16 protein-coding genes and 1 pseudogene are annotated in these 18,071 nt (G+C 35.3%); all 17 read left to right on the top strand.

Going from position 1 to position 18,071, the window contains the following annotated elements; genetic code table 11:
• The first annotated feature begins 14 nt into the window (after positions 1-14).
• The 17 genes and pseudogenes from AC8GF4_RS14150 to AC8GF4_RS14070 all read left to right on the top strand — a co-directional run bounded on the left by AC8GF4_RS14150 (position 15) and on the right by AC8GF4_RS14070 (position 18,070).
• Positions 15-1,004: an SDR family oxidoreductase gene (locus tag AC8GF4_RS14150; protein WP_506595588.1), complete on the top strand. Its 990-nt coding sequence runs from the start codon at positions 15-17 to the stop codon at positions 1,002-1,004.
• 140 nt (positions 1,005-1,144) lie between these two features.
• Positions 1,145-2,536 (top strand): UDP-glucose 6-dehydrogenase, encoded by a 1,392-nt coding sequence (locus tag AC8GF4_RS14145; RefSeq protein ID WP_506595586.1) that lies wholly within the window; start codon positions 1,145-1,147, stop codon positions 2,534-2,536.
• A gap of 319 nt (positions 2,537-2,855) precedes the next feature.
• Complete coding sequence (locus tag AC8GF4_RS14140; protein ID WP_506595585.1) at positions 2,856-4,139, top strand: nucleotide sugar dehydrogenase; 1,284 nt, start codon at positions 2,856-2,858, stop codon at positions 4,137-4,139.
• A gap of 135 nt (positions 4,140-4,274) precedes the next feature.
• Positions 4,275-5,627, top strand: a complete 1,353-nt coding sequence (locus AC8GF4_RS14135; protein ID WP_506595731.1) for an ATP-binding protein — start codon at positions 4,275-4,277, stop codon at positions 5,625-5,627.
• Between the two features lie 76 nt (positions 5,628-5,703).
• Positions 5,704-6,750 carry a dTDP-glucose 4,6-dehydratase gene (rfbB, locus tag AC8GF4_RS14130; protein ID WP_506595583.1) on the top strand — a complete coding sequence of 349 codons (1,047 nt, stop codon included), beginning with the start codon at positions 5,704-5,706 and terminating at the stop codon, positions 6,748-6,750.
• Positions 6,751-7,144: 394 nt separating this feature from the next.
• On the top strand, positions 7,145-7,615 hold the full coding sequence (locus AC8GF4_RS14125; protein ID WP_506595582.1) for a UpxY family transcription antiterminator: 471 nt from the start codon (positions 7,145-7,147) through the stop codon (positions 7,613-7,615).
• 498 nt (positions 7,616-8,113) lie between these two features.
• Positions 8,114-10,576, top strand: coding sequence for an SLBB domain-containing protein (locus AC8GF4_RS14120; protein WP_506595581.1), 2,463 nt, complete (start codon positions 8,114-8,116; stop codon positions 10,574-10,576).
• 270 nt (positions 10,577-10,846) lie between these two features.
• Positions 10,847-11,062, top strand: a complete 216-nt coding sequence (locus AC8GF4_RS14115) for a DUF2683 family protein (RefSeq protein WP_506595580.1) — start codon at positions 10,847-10,849, stop codon at positions 11,060-11,062.
• Positions 11,053-11,313, top strand: a complete 261-nt coding sequence (locus AC8GF4_RS14110; RefSeq protein ID WP_506595578.1) for a Txe/YoeB family addiction module toxin — start codon at positions 11,053-11,055, stop codon at positions 11,311-11,313. Before AC8GF4_RS14115 ends, AC8GF4_RS14110 begins: the two co-directional genes overlap by 10 nt.
• Positions 11,314-11,912: 599 nt before the next feature.
• Complete coding sequence (locus AC8GF4_RS14105) at positions 11,913-12,980, top strand: Wzz/FepE/Etk N-terminal domain-containing protein (RefSeq protein WP_506595577.1); 1,068 nt, start codon at positions 11,913-11,915, stop codon at positions 12,978-12,980.
• A 285-nt stretch (positions 12,981-13,265) separates the two neighbouring features.
• Complete coding sequence (locus AC8GF4_RS14100) at positions 13,266-13,526, top strand: hypothetical protein (RefSeq protein ID WP_506595575.1); 261 nt, start codon at positions 13,266-13,268, stop codon at positions 13,524-13,526.
• On the top strand, positions 13,523-13,915 hold the full coding sequence (locus AC8GF4_RS14095) for an aspartyl protease family protein (protein ID WP_506595574.1): 393 nt from the start codon (positions 13,523-13,525) through the stop codon (positions 13,913-13,915). Before AC8GF4_RS14100 ends, AC8GF4_RS14095 begins: the two co-directional genes overlap by 4 nt.
• 95 nt (positions 13,916-14,010) lie before the next feature.
• Positions 14,011-14,160 carry a hypothetical protein gene (locus tag AC8GF4_RS14090; protein ID WP_506595572.1) on the top strand — a complete coding sequence of 50 codons (150 nt, stop codon included), beginning with the start codon at positions 14,011-14,013 and terminating at the stop codon, positions 14,158-14,160.
• 99 nt (positions 14,161-14,259) lie between these two features.
• Positions 14,260-14,680, top strand: a pseudogene (locus AC8GF4_RS14085) (adenylyltransferase/cytidyltransferase family protein).
• A 27-nt stretch (positions 14,681-14,707) separates the two neighbouring features.
• Positions 14,708-15,712, top strand: coding sequence for a UDP-N-acetylglucosamine 4,6-dehydratase (inverting) (gene pseB, locus AC8GF4_RS14080; RefSeq protein ID WP_506595570.1), 1,005 nt, complete (start codon positions 14,708-14,710; stop codon positions 15,710-15,712).
• 3 nt (positions 15,713-15,715) lie between these two features.
• Positions 15,716-16,915, top strand: coding sequence for a UDP-4-amino-4,6-dideoxy-N-acetyl-beta-L-altrosamine transaminase (gene pseC, locus AC8GF4_RS14075; RefSeq protein ID WP_506595568.1), 1,200 nt, complete (start codon positions 15,716-15,718; stop codon positions 16,913-16,915).
• A gap of 3 nt (positions 16,916-16,918) precedes the next feature.
• Positions 16,919-18,070 (top strand): N-acetyl sugar amidotransferase, encoded by a 1,152-nt coding sequence (locus tag AC8GF4_RS14070; RefSeq protein ID WP_506595566.1) that lies wholly within the window; start codon positions 16,919-16,921, stop codon positions 18,068-18,070.
• Position 18,071 lies beyond the last annotated feature (1 nt).

Genomic DNA, 18,071 nt, shown 5'->3' with positions numbered 1-18,071 from the left:
TAAAACAATTTGAAATGCATGTTAACGAAAATAAGTCAATATTAATTACGGGTGGTGCTGGATTTATTGGGTCTAATTTATGTGAGTATTTTTTATCCAAAAATTACAAGGTTGTTTGTTTGGATAATTTTGCGACTGGTCACCGTCATAATTTGAAAGATTTTTTAAATAATGGCAATTTCAAACTTATTGAAGGTGATATCCGAAATTTAGAAACATGCCAACAAGCTGTACAAGGGATAGATTATGTTTTGCATCAAGCAGCATTAGGTTCTGTTCCAAGGTCAATAAATGATCCAATTACAACCAATGATGTTAATGTTTCCGGATTTTTGAATATGCTTGTAGCAGCAAGAGATGCCAAAGTAAAACGTTTTGTCTATGCAGCGAGTTCATCTACGTATGGTGATTCTATTGGGTTGCCAAAAGTAGAAGACATTATAGGTAAACCGCTTTCTCCTTATGCTATTACAAAATATGTAAATGAATTGTATGCTGAGATTTTTAGTAGAACCTACGGATTGGAAACTATTGGTTTGCGTTATTTTAATGTATTTGGAAGAAAGCAAGATCCTAATGGAGCTTATGCAGCTGTAATTCCAAAGTTTGTGATGCAATTGATGCAACATGAAAGCCCAACAATAAACGGTGATGGGAATTACTCCCGTGATTTTACCTATATTGATAATGTAATTCAAATGAATGAGTTGGCGATGACTACAGAAAATCCTAAAGCGGTAAATACAGTTTATAATACGGCTTATGGAGATCGAAATACTTTGAACAATTTAGTAGACTATTTAAAAACCTTTTTAGCCGAATACGATCCAAAGATTGCTACTATTGAAATTGAATATGGACCTAATCGAGCGGGTGATATTCCACATTCGTTGGCTAGTATTGATAAAGCAAAGTCAATGTTGGGTTATAATCCAAAATTTTCTTTACAAGAAGGTTTGAAAGAAGCGGTGGGTTGGTATTGGGAGAACCTTAATGGGAAATAGATTTTAGAACAGAGAGTAAAGAATAGAGAATAGAGAATAGAGAATAGAGAATAGAGAATAGAGAATAGAGAATAGAGAATAGAGAATAGAGAATAGAGAGTAAAGAATATAGAGTAAAGAATATAGAAATTGTTAGCAATATGAAAATTACAAAAATTTGTTGCATCGGAGCGGGATATGTTGGAGGGCCAACAATGGCCGTTATTGCACAAAAATGTCCGCATATTCAAGTTACAGTTGTCGATTTGAATGCCGAAAGAATTGCGGCTTGGAATGATGAGAATACAGATAATATTCCAATTTACGAGCCTGGATTAGACCGTATTGTTGCCGAAGCTAGAGGAAGAAACCTATTTTTTTCTACCGAAGTGGATAAGGCAATAGAGGAAGCTCAAGTCATTTTTATATCTGTAAATACGCCTACAAAAACTTACGGAAAAGGAAAAGGAATGGCTGCTGATTTAAAATATATTGAATTGTGCGCCAGACAAATTGCTAGTGTTGCCAAAAGTAATAAAATAGTAGTGGAGAAATCTACTTTGCCAGTACGAACTGCCGAGGCTATTAAAAGTATTTTGGATACCACCGGGAATGGAGTGCAGTTTCAAATTTTGTCAAATCCAGAGTTTTTAGCAGAAGGAACTGCAGTTCAAGACTTATTGAATCCAGATCGTATATTAATCGGTGGAGATTCTTCGGAAGAAGGTCAAAAAGCCATTCAAGCTTTAGTAGATGTATATGCTAATTGGGTGAGTCCTGAGAAAATATTGACTACCAATGTTTGGTCATCGGAGTTGTCAAAACTGACGGCCAATGCCTTTTTGGCTCAAAGAATATCGTCAATAAATGCCATGTCTGAGCTTTGTGAAAAAACAGGAGCTGATGTAATTGAAGTAGCCAAAGCAATTGGAATGGATAGCCGTATTGGGTCTAAATTCCTGAAAGCTTCAGTTGGATTTGGAGGTTCTTGTTTTCAAAAAGATATTTTGAATCTGGTTTATATAGCAAAATCATACGGATTGAACGAAGTGGCCGATTATTGGGAACAAGTTATTATTATGAACGACCATCAAAAACGTCGTTTTTCTAATAATATAGTGCAAACATTGTACAATACTGTTGCCGACAAAAAGATCGCTTTTTTGGGCTGGGCTTTCAAGAAGGATACCAATGATACTAGAGAATCTGCTGCGATTTATGTTGCTAATGATTTGATTTACGAACAAGCCAATATTGCAGTATATGATCCAAAAGTATCTCATAAAAAAATACTTTCGGATTTGGATTATCTAGAATCTAGAACGGCTAATGAGAATGCTAAAAGGGTTCTAACTTTTGAAGATCCTTATTTGACTTGTGAGAATGCGCATGCCATCGCCATACTTACAGAATGGGATGAATTTGCAAACTATGATTGGCAAAAAATATATGATGGTATGCAAAAACCTGCTTTTGTATTTGATGGTAGAAATATATTAAATAAAGAAAGATTAGAAACAATGGGATTTATATATCAAGCCATAGGTTCTTGATCAGTTGAAATTGCAATTGAATAGCGCTTAAAACAAACATTTAGTATTAAATTAAGCACCACCAAAGACAGTGATTTCTAAATTGCATAGTAAATTTAGAAAGAAGATTTTTATTGACTATTAGTTGTTTACAGTTATAGTTTTTAGAAATCTTTTTTTTTGCTTTGTCGGAAGTGTTTTTTGATTTTATTCGATTCTTATTTTTTGTACATTTGTGTGCTTAATTCAGAGGAAAGTTGTGCTAAATTTTCGGAAGTTCATTTTCTAATAATCTGTTTTTTATAAACAAAATTTTTAAAGTTAACATTAGTTTAAGAAATTGAATAAAGACATAAAAATTGCAGTAATAGGTTTGGGTTACGTTGGTTTACCTTTGGCACGATTGTTTGCCACCCATTTTTCGGTTGTAGGATTTGATATCAATGTAACCAGAGTTGAAGCTCTTCAGTCTGGAACAGATAGTACCCTCGAGGTGGATGATGAAACTTTGCAAAAAGTGTTGGTTTCAAAACCAAGCAATCAAAAAGGATTGTATTGTTCTTCGCAAATTAATGACATTGCCGATTGTACTTATTTTATTGTTACCGTGCCTACGCCAGTAGACAAAAACAATCGTCCCGATTTGACTCCTTTGTTCAAATCCAGCGAGACTGTTGGTTCGGTTTTAAAAAAGGGAGATATTGTTATTTATGAATCTACCGTTTATCCGGGTGTAACCGAAGAGGAATGTGTACCTGTCCTGGAGAGAGTTTCGGGATTGCAATTCAATGTCGACTTCTTTGCAGGGTATTCTCCAGAACGAATTAATCCAGGTGATAAAGAACATACCGTTGAAAAAATATTGAAAATAACCTCAGGTTCCACTCCTGAAATTGGTCAAAAAGTAAATGAATTATACCAATCGGTTATTCTAGCAGGAACTCACCTTGCTCCTTCTATAAAAGTGGCTGAAGCTGCCAAAGTAATTGAGAATTCGCAACGCGACATCAATATTGCCTTTGTCAATGAGTTGGCCAAAATCTTTAATCTTCTGGATATTGATACTGCAGCGGTTCTTAAAGCTGCAGGTACAAAATGGAATTTTTTACCCTTCAAGCCCGGTTTAGTTGGTGGACATTGTATCGGAGTAGATCCGTATTATTTGGCACAAAAAGCACAAGAAAAAGGCTATCATCCTGAAATAATTTTGGCCGGTCGCCGTTTGAATGACAGTATGGGCGATTATGTGGCCTCGCAAGTGGTGAAACTGATGATCAAAAAAGGAGTGACTATCAACGGTGCAAGATTATTAATGCTTGGAATTACTTTCAAAGAAAATTGCCCAGATGTACGCAATACCAAAATCGTAGATGTAATCAAAGCATTGGAAGATTATGGAATCGAAGTGACTGTTTTTGATCCTTGGGCAAATCCTTCTGAAGTGCAACATGAATATGGATTGACGATGCTCAATGAGGTGCCAAAAGCCACTTATGATGCAGTAGTCCTTGGTGTAGCCCATGCTGAATTTTTGAATTTGGAAATTAATTCGTTAAGAGAAAAATGCAGCATATTGTACGATGTTAAGGGTGTTTTGACGGACGGGGTTGATGGGAAGTTATGACAATTTCAATGGCAATAGCAATGACAATGACAATAGCAATGTCAATGACAATTTGATAGGATAAAGAGAATAGAATAAAGAGAATAGAATAAAGAGAATAGAATAAAGAATAGAGAGGATAGAAAATAGAAATAACTGAAAACAGAAAGTCAACATATCGAATTAAAATCGAGCTTCAATGATGAGGTAATTGTTACTTTGGTGGCTTTTGCCAATGCTGAAGGAGGAAGCGTTTATGTAGGTGTGGATGATAATGGTGTAGCGATTTCTAATTTTAAAATAGGAAAAGAAAGCGCTCAACAATGGACAAACGAAATAAGAAATAAAACCATTCCGTCCATAATACCCGATGTTACAGTGGAGGAGATTAATGGTGTATCGGTATTGGTTTTTAGTATTCAAGAATTTCCGATTAAGCCTGTGGCCTTCAAAGGGCGTTATTACAAAAGAGTCAAAAATGCCAATTATCAAATGAATTTGCAAGAGATATCCGATTTGCATTTGAAGACTTTCAACAGCAGTTGGGATTATTATCCTTCTCCTCATTATGATTTAGGGACTATTGACTTGGATAAAGTAAATCGTTTTATTGAATCCTCCAATGGAATTCGGGAGAATCAAATTCAAGATGATCCGCTTACGGTGCTTCGGAAGTTTGAAATGCTGAAAGAAAATGGACAAATTGCCAATGCCTGTCATTTGCTGTTTTCCAAAAATGAAGTTTTTGACGCCACAATTTCAATAGGCCGGTTTTCTACAGAGACGAGTATCAAAGACAGTGTGGTTTTGCGATCGGATTTGTTTACAGAAGTAGAAGAGACATTAGTATTTGTCAGAAAACACATTAATAAAAATTATATTATAACGGGAGATCCCAAAAGGGAAGAACGTTGGGAATATCCTTTGGACGCTTTGCGTGAAATTGTCATAAATATGATTGTGCATCGCGATTATCAAAATGCAGGGGATTCCATTATTAAAATTTTTGACCATAAAATTGAATTTTACAATCCCGGAGGGTTAGGAAACGGAATGACTTTTGATGAATTGCGTGCTGGGACTTATACTTCTTATGCCAGAAACCGAAAAATTGCCGACCTGTTTAGGGAATCAGGTATTATAGAAAAATACGGATCGGGTATCAAGCGCATCACCCATGCATTTGTGAATTACGGTTTGACGGCTCCAACTTTCGAAGGGTTTCAAAATGGTTTTCGCGTAACGGTTTATGCCAATGGAACTGAAATAAACGATGGCGTTATAAATGTCGGTGTAAATGTCGGTGTAAATGTCGGTGTAAATGTCGGTGTAAATGAATTGTTTATTCTTATTGAAAAAAAGCCAGGGATAAATGTATTAGAAATGAAAGAGCATTTTAAAGTTACTCAACGAACCGTAGAACGTTGGGTAAAGCAATTAAAGGATGACCATAAAATTGAATTCAGAGGCGCTCCAAAAACGGGAGGGTATTGGGTGATTGGAAGTTAGAAGTCAGATTTTAGAGGGTAGAATGGAGAAAATAGAAAACATAAAGAAATAGTTAAGACAATATAAAAATATAAAAATGAAAAAGATACTTATTACAGGAGGAGCGGGGTTTATTGGATCGCATGTCGTAAGAAGATTTGTGCAAAATTATCCAAACTATCAAATATTTAATTTGGATGCCTTGACCTATGCAGGGAATTTGGAAAATATTAAGGATATCGAAAAAGAACCGAATTACACTTTTGTAAAAGGAGATATTACCGATGAAAGTTTCATTGATACTTTGTTTCAAAACCAACAATTTGACGGGGTAATTCATTTAGCTGCCGAATCTCACGTCGATCGTTCCATTGAAGATCCTTTGGCTTTTGTAAAAACCAATGTGATTGGAACAATGAATTTATTGAATGCAGCCAAAAAACAATGGCTAGGTAATTTTGAAGGCAAACGCTTTTACCATGTAAGCACCGATGAGGTTTATGGTTCGCTAGGTGCCGAAGGATTGTTTACAGAAACTACCGCATACGACCCAAATTCACCGTATTCAGCTTCCAAAGCAAGTTCAGATCACTTTGTTCGCGCTTATGGAGAAACCTATGGATTGCCGTACGTAATTACCAATTGTTCTAATAATTACGGTCCTTTTCATTTTCCAGAAAAATTGATTCCGTTGTTTATCAATAATATCATCAACAACAAACCATTGCCGGTTTATGGAGATGGAAATTATACTAGAGATTGGTTGTTTGTAAAGGACCATGCAGTGGCTATTGACCTCGTTTTTCACGATGGTAATAATCATGAAACCTACAATATTGGCGGATTCAACGAATGGAAAAACATTGATTTGGTTAAAGTATTGTGCCAAATAATGGATCAAAAACTAGGAAGAGCTACAGGTGAATCGGTTAAATTAATCACTTACGTAAAAGACAGGCCAGGGCACGATTTGCGATATGCTATTGATGCCTCCAAAATAAACACCCAGTTGGGTTGGAAACCGTCAGTAACTTTTGAGCAAGGACTAGAAATCACTATCGATTGGTATTTGAATAATCAAGACTGGTTGAATAATGTGACTTCGGGAGCGTATGCTTCTTATTATGAGAAACAGTACTCATAGAAGGATTTTAGATTTCTGAATTTTAGAATAAAGAGAATAGAATAAAGTGAATAGAATAAAGAGAATAGAATAAAGAGAATAGATTGGGTTTTGTTTGTGTATAAAATAAACACACTCCCAGCCCCTCTCGAGAGGGGAGTTAGGAGTGCTAATAAGAAATGGTTAGTTAAACAATTGTAAATTTAACACATCGGATTTTTTTAGAATTTGTTTTGAAAAGTAAATGCTTTGATGATTACGGGGTCTGATTCCCCTCTTGAAATCGAAGATTCAACGACTCCATTATAAAATATAAAAATGGAGTTATAGGGGTTAGGGGTGTGTTTTGTAAGGATGTGAATAGTTAAAAGAAAGATTGAATTACGTATATAAAGGAATAAATAATAAAAAAAATATGAACTGGTACGTAGTTTACACCAAACCCAAGTGGGAAAAGAAAGTTGCGGAACGCTTGACTGAAATAGGGATTACAGCCTATTGTCCTTTGATTACCAAAATCAGTCAATGGTCGGATCGCAAAAAGAAAATTGAGGTGCCATTATTTAATTCCTATATTTTTGTGCAAGTCAACGAAAAGGAACGCAATGTAATATTCGAAATTACAGGTGCCATACGCTATTTGTTTTGGTTAGGGAAACCCGCCATTGTAAAAGACCAAGAGATTCAAGCCATTCAAGATTGGTTGAATGTGCCTGATACTTTTGAAATCATGGTAGACAAATGGCAAAAAGGAGATAAAATCGTACTGGAATCAGGACCATTTATCACACAATCTGCGGTAGTGCAGGAGGTAAAACACAATCATTATGTACTCGTTTTGGAGTCCTTAGGATGTGTTCTTAAAGTAGAAAAGAAAATAAAATGAGTATTTTTTTATAAAAATTTACTAAAAAAACAACTAAAAATTAGACTAACAGTTTGATATTTAGCAAATAATAGGATATAAAATTGTATTATATAATCCAAAAAAAAGCAACAAATCAGTAGCTAAAAAAGAGCGTAAATTCTGTTTTTTTAGTTTAAATTTGCCAACTCTTGATATTAGGTGAACCAAAATGGGACTCACCGCGGCGAAGCCGTGTAAAGTGGTTTCTTTTTTATAAGATAATTAGTCAAAATACTGAATGTTGGTTTCAAGAGGTGAGTTGAAGGTTATGAGTTATGGGTTTTCCACTCGGCAGTATTTCCACTCAACTCAGTTTATATTACGCTACTTCAAAAAACTAATTGAAAAATCTTTTCTGGAAAAAATAGTAGAAAACAATAACCCACAGGTTTTCTTTGTTTTTTACCAGATATAAGAATAGATTTAATTTCTTATCGGTAAAAAAATAAATTAAATGATCAAAAAATTAAATATAATATGAGAAAAATAATTACAGTAATTGTCCTTTTTATAGCCCTTTTTCAATCCAGTACCGTAATGGCGCAGGATATCTTAAAAGGGAGTGATCTAAGTACCGTAAGAGTAGATTATTTATCGGATGGAGATATCGCAAAGATAAAATCGCAATTGCAAAGTAATAACGTATCCATAGACCAAGCAGAATCTTTGGCCTTGTCTAAAGGTATGAGTGTTGCCGAATTTGCAAAGTTAAAAAAGCGTTTGACACTTACAGAAGGATCTAAAGCTACGGCTGATCCGAAAACAAATAAAAAGCAATCAAAAGCTACCGATTTTGAAAACGAACCTGATGACAGTGAAGATACCGATCGAAAACAAGAAAAAATAGATAACAAGAAAGTTAAGGATGACTTAAATTCGCTTGTTTTTGGCTCTGAGTTGTTCGATAATCCCACTTTGAATTTCCAACCCAACTTAAAATTGGCTACTCCTGTCAATTATGTTTTGGGACCTGGTGACGAATTGCAAGTGAGCGTTAACGGAGTGCAAGAATTTAATGACAATGTACCCGTATCTGTAGAAGGAAAAGTCAACATACAATACGTAGGACAAATTGCTGTTTCCGGGATGACTATTGAAGCGGCCACCCAAAAAATAAAAGGAGCTATTTCTAGAATCTACAGTACCGTTCGTAACGGACAATCTCAAGTTAGTGTAAGTTTAAGTCGTATTCGTACCATCAAAGTAACTATCATAGGAAGCAGACAACCTGGGAATTACTCCATTTCCTCTTTGGCAACGGTTTACAATGCCTTGTTTTTAGGTGGAGGACCCGGTAAAAACGGAAGTTACAGAAATATTGAATTGATTCGAAACAATAAAGTTTATAAAAATATTGATATTTACCGTTTTTTGGTAAGTGGAAACCAATCGGATAATGTGGGTTTAAAGGACAATGATGTTATTCGTATTCCAGCCTACACCAACAGAGTAACAGTAGAAGGCGAAGTAAAACGCCCTGGTATTTTTGAAATGAAAAAAGGGGAGAATTTCTCCAATTTATTGAATTTTGCTTCGGGATTTAATGAGTTTGCCTATACCGCATCTGTGAATGTTTTGCAAAAAACAGGAAAAGAATTCAAGGTTGCCGATATTCAAGCGGCACAATACAGCAGTTACACGCCTTTGAATGGAGATGTGTACCGTGTTTCCAAAATTTTGAACCGTTTTGAGAACCGAATCATCATCAAAGGAGCAGTATTCAGACCGGATACGTATTCCTACTATGAAGGAATGCGCGTTTCCAATTTGATTCGTCAAGCCGAAGGATTAAAAGAAGATGCCTATTTAAAGAGAGCCCGAATCGTTCGTTTGAAATCGGATTTGACTTATGAAAATGTAAATATTGATTTATCCAAAGCAATGTCTGGTGATTTTAATGCCGATATTGCTTTAAAGAAAGAAGATGTAGTAACGGTGTACTCTATTTTGGATTTCAAAGAAGAATACAAAGTAACGATTGATGGTGAAATCAAAAAGCCAGATGTGTATGATTATCAGGACAATTTAACCCTAAACGATTTGATTGTTGCAGCGGGCGGATTGACTGGTTCAGCCTCTAAACGTGTTGAAATCGCGAGAATGATCAAAGCAGAAAATATAGACGATACCAATCCAAATAGAGTTGAATTGTTTACTATTGAAATTACACCTGATTCGAATGAGCAGGCTAACAATTTTGATCTAAAACCTTTTGATGTAGTTAATATCAGAAGAATGGCAGTTACCGATAAACCCGAAATGGTGATCATAAAAGGTTCGGTTGCCTATCCAGGGAAATATGTTTTGGCTAACAAAAAAGAAAAGATTTATGACGTTATCCAAAGAGCAGGCGGATTAACATCAACTGCGAGTTTGAACGGAGTAAAAATCAAAAGACCCATAAAAGCGACACAAATTGAAGATTTAGAAAATGTGAGTTTGAATTTGGGTAAAAAAGACAGCATCCAAAACAAATTGGAAAAGAAACTCAAAGAAGATTTAAAATATGCTACCATTCCAGTAGATTGGGCCAAAGTGTCCAAAAATCAAACCGGAAATGCGAATGTAACTTTATTGCCTGGAGACGAAATAGAAGTTTCGGCTTTCAATGAAACCGTTAAAGTGGCAGGAAATGTACTTTTGACTTCAGAGATTCCGTACGTAGAAGGTAGAGGTTTTAATTATTATTTGGATGCAGTAGGAGGTGTTGATGCCAAAGGTTGGAGAAAGAAAGCTTATATTATTTACCCTAATGGGAAAGCGTCAGTATCACATAATGTTTTGTTGTTTTTTAGATCCAATCCGACAGTAGTGCCAGGATCACAAATTGTGGTACCCGAAAAGCCAGAAGCCAAGAAAATGAGTGCTGGAGAATGGGTGAGTATTGCCTCTGTGCTGGTGAGTATGGGAGTTTTGTTGGTTACGGCTATTAAACCGTAGTTTTGAGTTGTGGGTTTTCGGTTATGGGTTGTGAGTTATCTGTTATGAGTTATCTGTTTAATGAGTTTAAAAGTTTAAAAGTTTAATGAGTTTAAAAGTTTAATGAGTTTAAAAGTTTAATGAGTTTAGAGAACAGAGAACAGAGAACGAACAACCGAAAAAGAAAACAAAACACAAAAGAATATATTTGTAAATTTGTATAGGGTAAGATTAAATAACTTTAGTAGAATTAAAATAATAAAATAGTGATAATTTAATAAACATTGAATTATGAACGCAATAAATATAAAAGTATATCCAAATGATGATTCTCAAATAGAAAATTTGAAAGCGGTTATGAAAGCTTTTAAAATTAAATTTAAAGTGGTTGAAGAAAAACCGTATAATCCAGAATTCGTAAAAAAAATACTGAAAGCTCGTGAGGACTCCAAGCAAGGGAAAGGTGTGAAAATCACTTTGGAAGAGTTGAACAGTTTATGGAAATAATTTTTTTGCCGTTAGCGGAACAAGATTTAGCCTACTGGGTTAAAACTGGTAATAAAGCTGTTTTAAAAAAGATATCGGCTTTATTGGAAGATATTTTAAAGCATCCCTTTACAGGAATTGGCAAACCCGAAGCCTTAAAGCACGAAATGACTGGTTCTTGGTCCAGACGAATAACGCTGGAACATCGGTTGGTTTATGAAGTAATTAATGAAGAGGTTATTGAAATTCAATCGGCTAGAGGGCATTATTAGAAGAAAGAATACAGAATAAAGAAAACCGTCTTCACGATACTCCCGATAGTTTGCCTATCGTGTGGACACAACTCCAAAATTTGGGCGTTGAATAAAGGAATTTAGTATAGTAATTCCTCTTGACAACGGTTTGATTATACCATAGCAAACGGTTTCAACCGTTGGAGACAATATTAGGGGGAATTCAATATCGAAAAAAAATGTTTATCGATACGTTACCCACGGTTAATCTCGCAAACTATTCAATCGTGTGTACACAAATTATTATGCGTCATAATGGTACACAGATTGGACAGATCGGCACTGATTCTTTAAGCATAAACTAAGAATTAGGATGTGAAATATACATAATATTTGAAGCTATATATGGATTAACTAATTTTTATCTGTGTAAATTCGTTTAATCTGTTTCATCTGTGTTCCATAATTAGATGTGTCCACACGATTGGATAGTTTGCGGGAAGAAGTGACCCCTTGGTCCTTCGATAAAAATTCAGGAGGAACTCGGGGCAGGCTGATTAAAAGAAAACGGATAACCAATAACGGACAACCGAAAACAGATAACATAAAACCGACAACAGAAAACCGACAACGGAAATATGGAACAACAAATACCCAATGACGAGATTTCGTTAAAAGAACTTATTGAAAAGGCTAAGGAATGGTATGCTTATTTGCTGTCCCAATGGAAAATCATTGTATTGGCAGGTGTAATAGGTGCTGCTTTGGGAGTAACTTATTCTTTTATCAAAAAGCCAATTTATACTGCTACATTGTCTTTTGCTTTAGAGGATGAAAAGTCAGGAGGAGGTTTGGGAGGCGCTTTAGGCTTGGCCAGTTCCTTTGGGATTGATCTTGGAGGCGGTGGCGGAAGTATCTTTACGGGTTCTAATTTGGCTGAGTTGTTCAAATCCCGTACTATGGTAGAACAAACCTTAATGACTCCTGTTACGGTAAACGGGAAAGTAATTTCCTTGGCCGAAATGTACATTCAAAATAATGAGTGGAGAGACAGCTGGAATGACAATCCCAAATTCAAAAACATCCAATTTTTGCCTGATACCAAGCGGAAGTATTTCACCAGAGTGCATGACAGTATCTTGGGGGTGATTTACGGGAATTTGTCCAAAGGGTCTTTGTCTGTGGCTCAAAAGGATAAAAAAGTCGCTATTATATCCATGGATGTAGCTTCTACTGATGAATTGTTCTCCCTTTATTTTTGCGAAGCATTAGCCAGACAAGTAGGTAAATTTTATGTAGATACCAAAAGCAAAAAAGCGAGAATGAATATGGAAATTTTGGAACGCCAAACCGATTCTATTCGTGCTGAACTCAACGGAGCTATTACTGGAGTGGCTGTAGCCAACGACAATACTTTTATGTTGAATCCTGCACTCAATGTGCGTCGCGCCCCATCGGCTCGTAGACAGGTAGATGTGCAGGCGAATACGGCCATACTTACTGAGTTGGTCAAACAAACTGAACTAGCAAAAGTAACTTTGCGTAAAGAAACGCCTTTAATCCAAGTGATTGATCGCCCTATTTTGCCGTTACCCAAAGAACGTTTCGGAAAAGCCAAAGGTTTGGTGATTGGTGGTTTTTTGGCTGGGTTTTTGACTGTGTTGGGATTGATTGTGAGAAGGTTGTTGAGGGAGCTTCAGGTTTAAATTTGTTTCAGGTTTAAATTGTTTAACCACAAAGTTCACTAAGAAGACACAAAGAATGCTACCAATTGATATTTTGGAAGAGGAAAAGTAGAGCATATTGGCACTGCGAATCAAAGTAAGTTAATTAAGGTTAAAAATTTATTAAAACTTAATTACGTAAAAATAAAAAACTAAAATTAATCGAAAACTGACAACCCACAACCGAAAACTGACAACAGATTTAAAGTCGTAACTTTGTGGTGGCTATTATTTAAAAAATAGGTCTAATTTTTAATAGGTTTTAAAATGGGAACATTAATAAAAAAGATTGAGGAAATAAAAGCATTATTTCCGGAAGAATGGGTTTTGATTGGGAATCCAAAAATGGACGAATCGGAGTTACATGTACTTTCGGGCATTCCCGTATTGCACAGTAAGGACAAGAAAGAAGTTTGTTATTTAGGCAAAAGTAAAACAAGTGATTATAAAACAATCACACTGATTTTTACAGGAACATCCGATGCGGCAAGGACTTTAACGGGAATTTTTAGAGGAATTAAAAAATGAAGTATCATTTTGAAAGGATGCCTGATTGTGGTCTTATTGTTCTAAGTGTCACTTTAGACGGAAAGAGTAAATTCAGAATGATTTTGGATACGGGATGTTCGAATACTACTATTGATAGTAACGCTTTGTATTTGTCGGGTTATGAGCTTAAAGATGCAATTGAAGTTGTACAGATAGAAACTGCAAATGGGTTAGTGGAATCAGAAATTTATGAGATAGGATCCATTCACTCCCTCGGGATTCACAAAGAAAAATTACAAATACAAGTTTATGATTTCTTGGCACACGGAATTTTTTCTAACTATGACGGGCTTTTAGGCTTAGATTTTTTGGAAGGTTATAAATTTTGCGTCGATACCCTAAGAGATGAAATTACTATAGGTCTCTAAATAAATAACATGGATGTACAAGCCACTACAGCGATTCTCACTGAACTGGTCAAGCAATCTGAATTGGCTAAGTCACTTTAGGTAAAGAAACGCCTTTGATTCAAGTAATTGACCGACCTATTTTACCATTGCCGAAAGAACGTTTCGGAAAAGCCAAAGGTTTGGTAATGGGCGGATTTTTGGCTGGGTTTTTGATGGATTTGGGATTGATAGTGAGACGATTGTTGAAGCATTTGGATTTGTAAACTATTTTGTGTGATCAGTTAATTCAAGCTGAAACTTGTAACAAAACAACTAAAAGCCAGATAATCCACAACCTAAAACTGACAAAAGATAAGAGAAAAATGAAAACAGGAATAACTTTTAGTGCCTTTGACTTATTTCACGCAGGCCATGTAAAAATGCTCGAAGAAGCCAAACGTCATTGCGGTTATTTAATAGTTGGATTGCAAACGGACCCTACTGGATCGTCCCGATAAAAACCAACCCGCACAAACAGTGGTAGAGCGTTACATCCAATTGAAGGGCTGTAAGTTTGTCGATGAAATAGTGCCTTATGCTACCGAACAGGATTTGGAAGATATATTGCAGTCCTTTAAAATCGATGTACGTATTTTAGGAGATGAGTATAGGGAACAAGATTCTACAGGGAGAATGTATTGTGAAGCGAAAGGCATTGAATTGTACTTTAATACACGAGATCATCGATTTTCGAGTTCTGGGTTGCGGATAGAAGTGCATCAGAAGGAGATGAATAAAAAATGATAATTAAATATATATAATCAGGAAGATATGTTAGATAATAAAACAATTTTAATAACAGGAGGAACGGGTTCTTTAGGTAAAGCACTTACGTCTCATATTTTTAAAAATCACCCAAATATAAAGAAACTTATCATTTTGTCCAGAGATGAACAAAAGCAGTTTCAAATGGCTCAAGAGTTTCCTGAAAGCCAATTCCCGCAGATTCGTTTTTTGTTGGGGGATGTAAGAGATGAACAAAGATTGGTGAGAGCTTTTCAAGGTGTAGATGTTGTAATACATGCTGCTGCCATGAAACATGTGCATTTGGCTGAATATAACCCGGATGAATGTATAAAAACTAATATCGGAGGAGCTCAAAATGTAATTCATGCGGCTTTGCAAACAAGTGTTAGTAATGTTGTGGCATTGTCAACGGATAAAGCCTGTGCACCGATTAATTTGTACGGTGCTACTAAACTAACATCAGATAAATTATTTGTAGCGGCTAACAATATCAAGGGAGCTAATCCTATAAAGTTCTCAGTTGTTCGTTATGGAAATGTGATGGGGTCTAATGGTTCTGTTATCCCATTCTTTATGAAAAAGAGAACAGAAGGAAAGTTGCCTATTACTGATGCGACCATGACTCGTTTTAATATTTCATTACAAGGCGGTGTTGATATGGTAATGCATGCTATTGACCAAGCTTGGGGTGGTGAAATATTCATACCTAAAATACCTTCTTATAAAATTACAGATGTAGCAGAAGCAGTCGCTCCTGAATGTACACTAGATATTATAGGAATACGCCCAGGCGAGAAAATTCATGAAGAGATGATTACTTCTTCAGATTCTTACAATACGTATGACTTAGGTAAATATTTCACCATATTACCTTCTGTTCCTCACTTTGATCTTGAAGATTTTATCAATGCTTTTAATGCGGTAAAAGTTGAAGAAGGATTTAATTATAATTCAGGGACTAATACCGAATGGGAAACTGTAGCTGGTTTAAGAGAACTGATTAAAGAACATGTAGATTCAAATTTTTAGTAAATGATTGATAAAGCAATACCTTACGGTCGTCAAAATATTACACAAGATGATATTAATGTTGTTACAGCAGCACTACAATCTGATTATTTGACACAAGGTCCTAAAATTATAGAGTTTGAAAAAGCTTTTGCTGAATATGTTGGAAGTAATTATGCTGTTGCTGTCTCCAATGGAACTGCTGCTTTGCATTTATGTACTTTGGCTTTAGATGTAAAAGAGGGAGACAAAGTGATTACCACACCAATTACTTTTGCGGCTTCGGCTAATTGCGTTCGTTATTGTGGCGGAGAAGTTGTTTTCTCGGATATTAATCCCGATACCTATCTTTTGGATATTGAAAAAGTAAAAACTTTATTAGAAGCGTCTCCAAAAGGTACTTACAAAGGAATCATCCCTGTTGATTTTGCTGGAAGAGCGGTAAATTTAGAAGCGTATAGAAAGTTAGCAAATGAATATAATTTATGGATTATTGAGGATGCGTGCCATGCTCCTGGTGGTTTTTTTGAAGATGCCAATAATAAAATTCAAAATTGCGGTAATAGTAATTTTGCTGATTTGGCCATTTTTTCTTTCCATCCAGTGAAACATATTGCCTGTGGTGAGGGCGGAATGATAACTACTAATGATGAAATCCTGTACAAAAAACTTTTGGCTTTGCGTACACACGGCATTACTAAAAATGAAGATGATTACATCAATTCTGTAGATTTTGCAAATGGAACAGTTGCCGTAAGTAGTGTTTATCCTGCTTGGTATATGGAAATGCAAACCCTCGGATTTAATTATAGACTAACTGATTTCCAAGCTGCTTTGGGAACTAGTCAGTTGCAAAGAGCAGATGAAGGTATTTTAAAAAGAAGAGAAATTGCAGCTACATATGAAAATGCTTTTAAAGGAAAGTCGTTTATCAAAGGACAATCTGGAGTTGTAGACGGTCATGCGTATCATCTTTATGTTATTGAGGTGGAAGATCGACTAGGTTTGTATAATTATTTAAGAGAAAATAAAATTTTCGCTCAGATACATTACATCCCTTGTCATTTGATGCCATATTATAAACAATTTGGATGGAAAGAAGGTGATATACCTAATGCAGAAGCCTATTACAAAAACTGTTTGAGTTTGCCTATGTATCCAACTTTGACCGTTGAAGAGCAAAAGTTTGTTATTGATAAAATTCAAGAATATTATAAAAAATAAATTATGAAAATTCATTATTGTTCTAAATGTTTGTTTCCTGAAACAAAACCAGATTTGTTTTTTAATGAAGAAGGTGTTTGTTCTGCTTGTGTTGCAGCTGACCAAAAAGATAATTCAATTGATTGGAAACAAAGAGAAATTGATTTCAATACGATTATTGATAAATATAAAAAAGGGCCGAATGAAATTGGTTACGATTGTTTAATTCCAGTAAGTGGAGGTAAAGACAGTACGTATCAAGCCTATTTTATGAAAGAAGTTTGCGGACTAAATCCTTTATGTGTTTGTTTCGAAACAACAAATCTAACGGCAGTAGGTCAAGTGAATATTGACAATATTTCAAAAATGGGTATTGATGTAATTTATTTTAAAAAGAATTACAAAGCTTATAAAAGTATGGTTGTTGAAGGATTTAAAAGAGTTGGCGACGAGATGTGGCCAAATCATTTAGGTATTTTTACGATTCCGATTCATATAGCTGTTAAATTTAATATACCGTTAGTTATTTGGGGTGAAAATCCGCAACAAGAGTATGGTGGTCCAGTTGAATCTATAGAAAACAAACATCTAAACAGAAAATGGTTGGAAGAGTTTGGAGGATTATTAGGGAATCGAATCCAAGATATGGTTGGGGTTGATGGTTTGACCGAAAAAGATTTAACACCTTATTTCTATCCTTCGGATGAAGATATTGATAGAGTAGGTGTGGTAGGATTGTTTTTAGGACACTATTTCTTTTGGGATGCCCAAAAGCAACTTGAAATTGTGAAAAAACACGGTTTCGCTGTAAAAGTAGACGGACCTGTTGAAGGAACATATACTAATTATGAGAATCTGGACGAAAAAATGCACGGTTTACATGATTATTTAAAATATGTAAAATATGGTTTTGGACGCGCAACGGATCATGCATGTATTGATGTTAGAAACAACAGATTGACAAGAGAAGAGGGCTTGAAATTAGTTAAACAATATGATGGAAAGTATCCTAATTATGGTGTTGATGAATTTGTGAAATACTCAGGTATGACAAAAGAAGAAATCGATGTCATTTTAGACTCTTTCACAAATCCTGTTTTATTTGCTCAAGACGAAAGCGGGAATTTCATAAAAGATGCCCAAGGAAATTTAGTGAGAAACTTTGATTTTGAATAAA

The organism is Flavobacterium rarum (SeqCode) (assembly GCF_965234445.1).
GTDB lineage: Bacteria > Bacteroidota > Bacteroidia > Flavobacteriales > Flavobacteriaceae > Flavobacterium > Flavobacterium rarum.
The sequence above is the reverse complement of the archived record's forward strand: the minus strand, read 5'-3'. Positions and strand labels throughout refer to the sequence as shown.